This is a genomic window from Flavobacterium sp. (assembly GCF_040379285.1).
GTDB lineage: Bacteria > Bacteroidota > Bacteroidia > Flavobacteriales > Flavobacteriaceae > Flavobacterium.
This window is the reverse complement of record NZ_JBEILJ010000034.1, coordinates 18,897-27,265: the sequence shown is the minus strand read 5'-3', so window position 1 is coordinate 27,265 and position 8,369 is coordinate 18,897. Positions and strand designations below refer to the sequence as shown.

Here is an 8,369-nt window from a genome sequence, read left to right as displayed (position 1 = left end):
GTAGAGGCTTTACCTGCCGATGTAACCGCAGAGTGTTCTAACATTCCTGCAGCGGTAACTTTAACAGCTACCGATAACTGTGGTGCGGCTAACGTAACCTTCAACGAAGTAACTACCGCTGGTTCTTGTCCAGGTGCTTATACCTTAACGCGTACTTGGACAGCAACGGATGCTTGTGGCAACACTACAACGCACGTTCAAACCGTAACGGTTCAAGATACAACAGCACCGCAAATTGCAACCGCATATCAAACTGTGATTAGTGCTACTTGTGATGCAGTTCCTGCAGCTCCAGGATTACAGTTTACTGATAACTGTGCTGCCACGGTTACTGTAGTGTTTAATGAAACGAGTAGTACACCTGTCAATGGATCGTATACAATTGTACGCACATGGACTGTTTCTGATAGCTGTAATAACACAAACACGTATACACAAACTGTAAACGTTACTGTTAATTCAACGACAAATCAGTATGCTTATCCTGAGGCTGTATGTACCGATGATAATACATTATTAATTGATATTGCTGCTGTTATTTCTACGCAGTTCCCAGGTACAAATACTACTTCTGGAACTTGGACTGATATGAACAACTCAGGGGGGTTGAATACAACTACTGGAGTATTTAATCCCTACCAATTGGCGGATGATACTTATGTGATTAAGTATACATTACCAACAGCAACGTGTCCGATTGAATTCTTAGTATCCATTAATGCAAATGATGAAGTTTGTGTTGTATTGCCAGCTTGTCAACCCATCATTATAAACAATGCGGTTACGCCAAATGGTGACGGTGCTAATGATTTCTTCATCATTGAAAATATTCAAGATATTACATGTTACCCGGAAAATACAGTTGAAATTTACAACCGTTGGGGTGTGAAAGTATTTGATACTACAAATTACGACAACACTTCAAGAGTATTCCGTGGAATTTCAGAAGGTAGAGCAACCGTAAATCAGTCTGCTGAATTACCAACAGGTACCTACTTCTACATTTTGAAATATAGAAAGGCGGATGGTAACTTTGTAACTAAAAACGGATATTTGTATTTGTCAAGATAATCTATCAACGGGGGGTTATGCCCTAACCCCCGGTTGTTAATTTAACACCCAAATAAATGAAAACAAGAATTTTAATTTTCGGAATGCTGTTAACGGGTTTGATGAGCTTTGCTCAACAAGACGCCCAGTATACGCAATATATGTATAACACCATTAATATCAATCCAGCATATGCAGGGTCACGTGGTGTGATGAGCTTTTTCGGGTTACACCGAACTCAGTGGGTAGGTTTAGATGGAGCACCGGTAACCAATGCGTTTTCGATGAATACTCCTATTGAATTTACCAATTTGGGATTAGGATTATCTTTTGTAAATGATCGTATTGGTCCAACCTCTGAAAATACTATTTCGGCGGATGTTTCCTATTCGGTTCAAACCTCAGAAAATTACAAACTATCCTTTGGGGTAAAAGCTACGGGAAACTTGTTCAACTTGGATGTTACTCGTTTGACCTATCAAAACCCCAATGATCCTTTGTTACAAAATTTGAACAATAACTTTAGTATGAATGTAGGTGCGGGAGTTTATTTCCACTCTGACAAATCGTATGTTGGGTTGTCTGTTCCTAATTTCTTTGAGACCAAACGTTACGATGATAATGATGTGGCCGTTTATAAAGAGCGAATGAACTTTTATTTAATCGGTGGTTATGTTTTTGATTTATCACCCAACTTAAAGTTCAAACCCGCTTTCCTATCTAAAGTTGTTGAAGGGGCTCCTTTTCAATTGGATGTTTCTGGTAACTTCTTAATTCAAGAAAAACTAACGTTAGGTGCAGCTTGGCGTTGGGGTGCAGCCATGAGTGCTATGGTTGGATTTCAAATTACAGACGGTTTATTTGCAGGTTATGCCTATGATTTGGAAACAACACGTTTAGCTAACTATAACTCAGGATCTCACGAAATTTTCTTGCGCTTTGAATTATTCAGACGCGATGATCGAATTGTATCACCAAGATTCTTCTAATCTAATTACCAGCACACCATGAAAAATAAATTTTTACATATCGCTTTAATCGCAATTGCTACCTGTGGTACTTTGACAGCTCAAAACAAAAAACTGGCTAAAGGAACCAAGCAATACGATAACTACGCCTATGTTGATGCGATAAAAACCTATGAACGTATTTTTGCGAAAGGATATAAATCCCAAGACATGCTGCAGAAATTAGGAGATTCGTATTATTACAAAGGTGATTTAACCAACGCCGCAAAATGGTATGGTGAATTATTTGCATTTGTTCCTGAAAACCCAGCTGAATATTATTTCCGTTATGCCCAATCGCTCAAGGCGACCAATGATTATGCAAAAGCAGATCAAATGATGATCAAATTCAACCAATTAAGCGGAAATGAACAACGTGCGAAATTAGCCGTTTCACAAAAGGATTATTTAGCACAAATCAAGAAAAATTCAGGTCGGTTTACACTTGAAAATGCTGGAATCAACTCGGAATACTCCGATTATGGTGCAGCTTATTATGATAAAAAATTAGTTTTTACTTCTGCACGAGACACGGGTAGTCTAGGGAAACGTAAACATACATGGACGGGTGAAAGTTTCACCAACTTGTATACCGCAGACATCGGAGAACAAGGTGCACTTTCAAATCCAAAACGATTTGAAAGAGGTTTAAATACAAGAGTAAATGAATCTACTTGTGCATTTACAAAAGATGGTAAAACCGTCTATTTTACTCGTAATAGCTTCTTAGAAAAGCGTGAAAAAAACAGTAAAGGCTCAACATTATTGAAAGTTTATACCGCTACTTTTGAAAATGGAAAATGGGGTAATGTTAAAGAATTACCATTCAATAGTAATGATTACCAAACAGCACACCCTGCTCTAAGTGGCGATGAAAAAACACTTTACTTCGTATCGGATATGCCTGGTACTAAAGGATTATCCGACATTTTTAAAGTAGCGATCAATGGAGATGGTTCCTTTGGAAACCCTGTAAATATGGGCAATCTAATTAACACGGAAGGTCGTGAATCATTCCCAATGGTAACTTCAGATGGCGAATTTTACTTTGCCTCTGACGGACATCCTGGTTTAGGAGGTTTGGATGTTTTCTATGCTAAAATACAAGCCGACGGTTCGATTAAATATGTTCACAATTTGGGTGAACCTATCAATAGTTCAAAAGATGACTTCGCGTATTTGATCAATGAAAAAGACCGTACAGGCTATGTATCCTCCAACCGTGAAGGTGGTAATGGTAATGATGACATTTACCGTTTTAAAGAAAACACCCGATTGGTAGATTGTGAGCAAGCTGTTCATGGAATTGTTACCGACAAAGAAACGGGCAAACCTTTGGCAGGTGTATCAGTAGTGTTGCAAGACCAAAACTTCAAAGTCTTGAAGGAGATGAAAACCGATGCTGAAGGTAAATTTGATTTTGATACGCAAGATTGTGAAACCAAGTTTTATATCAAGTCCTCTTTACCTGAATACAACACCGTGGATACTCCTTTAATGACTCCAAATGAATCGGGCAAAACCTTTGTTACTGTAGAAATGGAACGTACCGTTAAACCCGTTACGGTTGGCGACGACTTGTTCAAAGCGTTTGGAATTAAAATCATTTACTTTGACTTAGACAAATCAAATATCCGTCCTGATGCAGCAGTTGAATTGGCCAAAGTATTAGACGTATTAGAGCAATACCCAACCATGGAATTGGATATTCGTTCACATACCGACTGTCGTCAAACGTATAAGTACAATTTGTCCTTGTCTAATCGTAGAGCAAAATCAACTGTTGCTTGGTTGGTCAAAAATGGTATTGCTGCAAGTCGTTTGACAGAAAAAGGATATGGAGAGTCGCAATTGGTTAACGATTGTGCCTGTGAACCGACCAACAAATCAGAATGTACCGAAGAGCAACACCAAGCGAACCGTCGTTCAGAATTTATCATTACCAAATTATAATCTCAATTATACATTGTTTAAACCCGAAAACGCCCTGCTTTATGTGGGGCGTTTTTCATGTTACTCCTCTCCTATTGCCATCCTTTTGAGCACTTTTACATCAGGAAGACGATGAAACGATAGCCTAACCCAATTCACCGCATTAATAGCTTTATAATTCCTAATTTAAACTTACCGAATAAGCCTGTTCATTCGGCACTATGCCTTGCTTGAATTCAATATTGAAACGATTGTTGTACGCTGGTAGGGTTTACTTTGAAAAGCGCATAGAACGCAACAGTTATATTTTCTAAAGTCCACGTTGAAAACCGATTTAAGGCTATGAGAGCTTCATTGTAGTAGCTAATCAAACTCATCCTAGAATATCTTTTTCAAGCAGTGTTAAAGCCTTAAAATAGCTTTGATCTCAAATGTTGATGGAATCTTTGCCTTATTGTTTTTAGAAAAATGAGGTTGTATTCAGCCCGGATAGAGACGTCATCCCCCGATGGATTTCGGGGATATAGGCGAAAGCCGGACCGCGTTGTGGAGAAAGATGAAGGTAATTGCTGCCCAACATAAAACAAAAAAAAAACCACTCCGGAGAGTGGTCATTGCAAAATCAAACAAAACTATAAATCAATTATCTTTTCATAAATATGTTCGTAAAGTAACGGCGGCCATTGGCAGGATTAATGGTAATCGATACGCCAAAGTGGGTGTAATCGCCTTCGATGTTGGCTTTGTGGCCTGGGCTGTTTAACCATGCATTTAAAGCCGAAGCAGGTGTTGAAAAATTGTACGCTACATTCTCACCTACCCTTACAGCGCCCAACACATGCTTGATATTGTCAGCACGCAATTCAAAATGATCGTGACTTACAACATTGTTTTCAATCATGTATTCGTTATGCTCAAAGGATTTGAAAGAGATGTGGTTTACGATTTCCAAACGGTTTAACCCTTGGCTTACGCGGTAATTGTTTAAACGGGTAGCCAAATCCGTTTCTTCTTCGGTATAATCATAAGCAGTGACTAATCGATAGTCGTTAGTTGAAGTAGCTTCTTCATCTTTGGAACACGATACTAATGTAAACACCAATGCGATTGGTAAAAACATTCTAAGTAGTTTTGCATTCATAGTAGTAGGTTAAGTTTTGACGGATAGATGTGGGGCAAATATCTTGTCAGTTAGTAATTGATGAACGTTGTTTTGATTTGGTTACCCAAACTTACTACTATACCGTTAAAGTGACAAATAAAATCGATGAAATACATCAATAATTTTATTTTTTAGGTAATTTTCCTACAAACTATGGAGATAAGCGTTCAATTTTCCAATTTAAATCGGTTTGAAGTGAATATCGAATGCGATCGTGAAGTCGATTGGGACGCCCTTGCCAGAATTCGACCGCTTGAGGACGAACAAGATAACCGCCCCAATGAGAGGGTCTGGGAATGGGTTGCTGCGCAAAGGCTTCTTCAAGATCTTTTAATTTTTCATCCAAAAAGGCGCGGGATGGAATGGGTTGACTTTGTGCTGAGACGATGGCTCCTAATTTACTACCGTCGGGTCGTGAGTCAAAATACGCATCGGAAACGGTCTCCGGTGTTTTTTCGGCGATTCCTTTTATAATCACCTGTCTTTCGATACATGGCCAGAAAAAAGAAAGGCATACTTGAGGGTTCACGGCTAAAGCCCTCCCCTTTTCGGAATCATAATTGGTATAAAAAATAAAGCCTTCTTCGTTATACTTTTTGAGTAATACTACGCGTGATTTGGGAAAACCATCCAATCCAATAGTTGCTACTGTCATAGCATTGACTTCATCGACGCCACCGAAATCTTCGGCTTCATGAAACCAACGATGAAATAGATTGATAGGATCATCAGGAATTTGGGTTTCCAATAATTCGCTTTTGGTATAACTTTTACGGTAATCGCCTAAATCGTGCATGACTTTTTTTTACAAAATTACGGTAAAAGTAGGTAATGTTTACCGCTGGGGGATTTCAAATTCTTTGCCATCTTCGGCTAGCCACACGTGTGGAAAAATACTTTCGGCTTCGGTTTTAAAAGGTTCCGTCGAGCCGTAACGGGTAGAAAAATGCCCTAAAAGCAGTTGATGCACCTCGGCTTGCAAAGCGATGGAAGCCGCTTGCTTGGCAGTAGCATGCAGGGTTCGTTCGGCAAGATGCGACTCATTTTCCAAAAAAGTACTTTCATGATACAACAAGTCTACCCCTTGAATTATGGGCACTATGCGCTCATCATAATAAGTATCACTGCAATACGCATAACTACGTGCTATGGCAGGATCAAAGGTCAGTGCAGCATTGGGTATCACGCGGCCGTCTTCAAGCGTAATGTCTCCACCGTATTGAATTTTTCGAAAATACACCGGATTAATTTCCAACTCAGTAATGGCCGAAATATTCAGTTTTCGCTCTATATTTTTTTCTTGAAACAAAAATCCGTTGGTATAGACACGATGGTGAAGCGGTATAGTAGACACCCGAACTTTTTCGTCCTCATAGAGGACTTCGGAGGTGGTGGATTCTAACTCATGAAAATATAAATTATAGCCCGTATACGAACCCGAAGCACGTAATTGCAATAAAATAATTTCCTTGATGCCTTTGGGACCGTATACATGTAAATCGTTTTCACGGTTGAGCAACATGAAAGTTGAAATGAGTCCGATAAGTCCATAAAAATGATCTCCATGCAAATGGGAAATAAAAATATAGTTGATCTTGGAAAACTTAATCTTGCTTTTTCGCAACTGAACTTGTGTTCCTTCGGCGCAATCAATCAAAAAAATATGGTTTTTGATTTCTAATACCTGTGCGGTGGGATTAGAAAAAGTGCGCGGTGTAGCGGCGTAACATCCGAGGACAGTGAGTTTCAATTACGAATCAGTTTTTTGGTTTTCAATTTTCCCAAGGCGCACAATTTTGAGAATCAAAACAATGATAATTCCCAAATTAAGCCCCAACTTTATATAGTCAAAGTCGCCCGTTTTCATGTTTCCGAACAACCTCCGCACAAAGAGAAATGTAAGTCCAAATAAAAATACGGTATAGATGTAAACAAATGTTTTATTGCTCATATTATAATCCTAAATCACGTTCAATTTCTTCCATTTCGATGATGTCATGAGCTTCTTGTAGCGAGGGCACCACATACAAATGCGCAGGTACTGCGTTAAAATCAATGGCTTTCACTACGATTACAAATGATTTTTTTCCTTTTTGGTGTGTTTTGGCCAAGGGAGAAAAAAGTTTTACTGCGGCCAAATCGACTTCGACAGGCGTCAAATCGATGATAAGATTTTGGGTTACAAATTGCCCGTGCTCTCGGGTCACTTTTGCACAAAAATCGGCTACGGGTTCGACTGTATTCCGCACAATAGTGGTATGTCCTTTCCTTTCTACTTTCATTAGGGTTTTAATTTTGAAGCCAACAAATAGATGACTGCCATACGAATGGCCACGCCGTTTTCGACTTGATCCAAGATTACCGAATGGGGTCCATCGGCGACTTCGGAGGTAATTTCTACCCCACGATTAATGGGTCCCGGGTGCATAATTACAATTTCTTTGGACAAAGAATTCAAAAGCGCTTGATTTACGCCATATTGCTGCACATATTCCCGTGTGGAAGGAAAATAGGAGATATCCAAACGTTCGTTTTGTATACGAAGCATATTCGCTACATCACACCATTCGAGGGCTTTACGTAAATTGGACTCTACTTTGACGCCCAAACTCTCAATGTATTTTGGAATGAGCGTTTTAGGACCACATACCCGAACTTCGGCGCCTTGCATTTGGAGAGCAAAAATATTGGAAAGGGCCACCCGCGAGTGCAAAATATCGCCCACGATGACCACTTTTTTTCCAGCCACATCGCCCAGACGTTCGCGAATGGAGTAGCTGTCGAGTAACGCTTGCGTAGGATGTTCGTGTGCCCCATCACCGGCGTTTATGATGCTTGCCTTAACCTGTTGCGCCAAGAAATAAGCGGCTCCGGGGTGCGCATGACGCATGACCACCATATCCACTTTCATGGCCAAAATATTATTCACCGTATCGATAAGGGTCTCCCCTTTTTTTACCGAAGATTGGGCTGTCGAAAAACTGATGACATCGGCAGATAGTCGTTTTTGGGCCAATTCGAATGATAACTTAGTACGAGTACTGTTTTCAAAAAAGATATTGGCAATGGTAATATCGCGAAGGGAAGGAACCTTTTTGATGGGTCGGTTGATGACTTCTTTAAAATGATCGGCGGTTTCAAAAATCAGTTGAATATCTTGTTCTTTTAGATATTTAATGCCGAGCAAATGATGGACAGAAAGTTCAGACATGGGTGTG

The 8,369-nt window shown here is 39.7% G+C and carries 8 protein-coding genes; 3 read left to right on the top strand and 5 right to left on the bottom strand.

Annotation, left to right across the window (positions count from 1 at the left end; genetic code table 11):
* The 3 genes from ABWO12_RS08380 to ABWO12_RS08370 form a co-directional block, all read left to right on the top strand.
* A partial coding sequence (locus ABWO12_RS08380) for a T9SS type B sorting domain-containing protein (RefSeq protein ID WP_353088352.1) occupies positions 1–1,071 on the top strand: 1,071 nt, incomplete at its 5' end.
* Between the two features lie 56 nt (positions 1,072–1,127).
* Complete coding sequence (locus ABWO12_RS08375; protein WP_353088350.1) at positions 1,128–2,039, top strand: PorP/SprF family type IX secretion system membrane protein; 912 nt, start codon at positions 1,128–1,130, stop codon at positions 2,037–2,039.
* A gap of 18 nt (positions 2,040–2,057) precedes the next feature.
* A complete protein-coding gene (locus ABWO12_RS08370) occupies positions 2,058–4,010 on the top strand; it encodes an OmpA family protein (RefSeq protein WP_353088348.1) in 1,953 nt (650 codons plus the stop codon).
* A gap of 622 nt (positions 4,011–4,632) precedes the next feature.
* Here ABWO12_RS08370 and ABWO12_RS08365 read toward each other — a convergent pair.
* The 5 genes from ABWO12_RS08365 to ABWO12_RS08345 form a co-directional block, all read right to left on the bottom strand.
* Entirely contained in the window at positions 4,633–5,109 is a 477-nt protein-coding gene (locus tag ABWO12_RS08365) for a CAP domain-containing protein (RefSeq protein ID WP_353088346.1), read from the bottom strand.
* Between the two features lie 193 nt (positions 5,110–5,302).
* Positions 5,303–5,947 carry a pyridoxamine 5'-phosphate oxidase gene (gene pdxH / locus ABWO12_RS08360; RefSeq protein ID WP_353088345.1) on the bottom strand — a complete coding sequence of 215 codons (645 nt, stop codon included), beginning with the start codon at positions 5,945–5,947 and terminating at the stop codon, positions 5,303–5,305.
* Positions 5,948–5,986: 39 nt separating this feature from the next.
* Positions 5,987–6,901, bottom strand: coding sequence for a ribonuclease Z (locus ABWO12_RS08355; RefSeq protein ID WP_353088343.1), 915 nt, complete (start codon positions 6,899–6,901; stop codon positions 5,987–5,989).
* A 202-nt stretch (positions 6,902–7,103) separates the two neighbouring features.
* Positions 7,104–7,433: a ribonuclease Z gene (locus ABWO12_RS08350; RefSeq protein ID WP_353088342.1), complete on the bottom strand. Its 330-nt coding sequence runs from the start codon at positions 7,431–7,433 to the stop codon at positions 7,104–7,106.
* Positions 7,433–8,362 (bottom strand): aspartate carbamoyltransferase catalytic subunit, encoded by a 930-nt coding sequence (locus ABWO12_RS08345; RefSeq protein ID WP_353088341.1) that lies wholly within the window; start codon positions 8,360–8,362, stop codon positions 7,433–7,435. The genes ABWO12_RS08350 and ABWO12_RS08345 overlap by 1 nt, the downstream gene beginning before the upstream one ends.
* Positions 8,363–8,369 lie beyond the last annotated feature (7 nt).

Excerpts from the sequence above, each read along its gene's own strand:
- ABWO12_RS08375 (WP_353088350.1), top strand. The coding sequence starts at position 1,128 with ATGAAAACAAGAATTTTAATTTTCGGAATGCTGTTAACGGGTTTGATG.
- ABWO12_RS08370 (WP_353088348.1), top strand. The coding sequence starts at position 2,058 with ATGAAAAATAAATTTTTACATATCGCTTTAATCGCAATTGCTACCTGT.
- ABWO12_RS08365 (WP_353088346.1), bottom strand. The coding sequence starts at position 5,109 with ATGTTTTTACCAATCGCATTGGTGTTTACATTAGTATCGTGTTCCAAA.
- pdxH (WP_353088345.1), bottom strand. The coding sequence starts at position 5,947 with ATGCACGATTTAGGCGATTACCGTAAAAGTTATACCAAAAGCGAATTA.
- ABWO12_RS08350 (WP_353088342.1), bottom strand. The coding sequence starts at position 7,433 with ATGAAAGTAGAAAGGAAAGGACATACCACTATTGTGCGGAATACAGTC.
- ABWO12_RS08345 (WP_353088341.1), bottom strand. The coding sequence starts at position 8,362 with ATGTCTGAACTTTCTGTCCATCATTTGCTCGGCATTAAATATCTAAAA.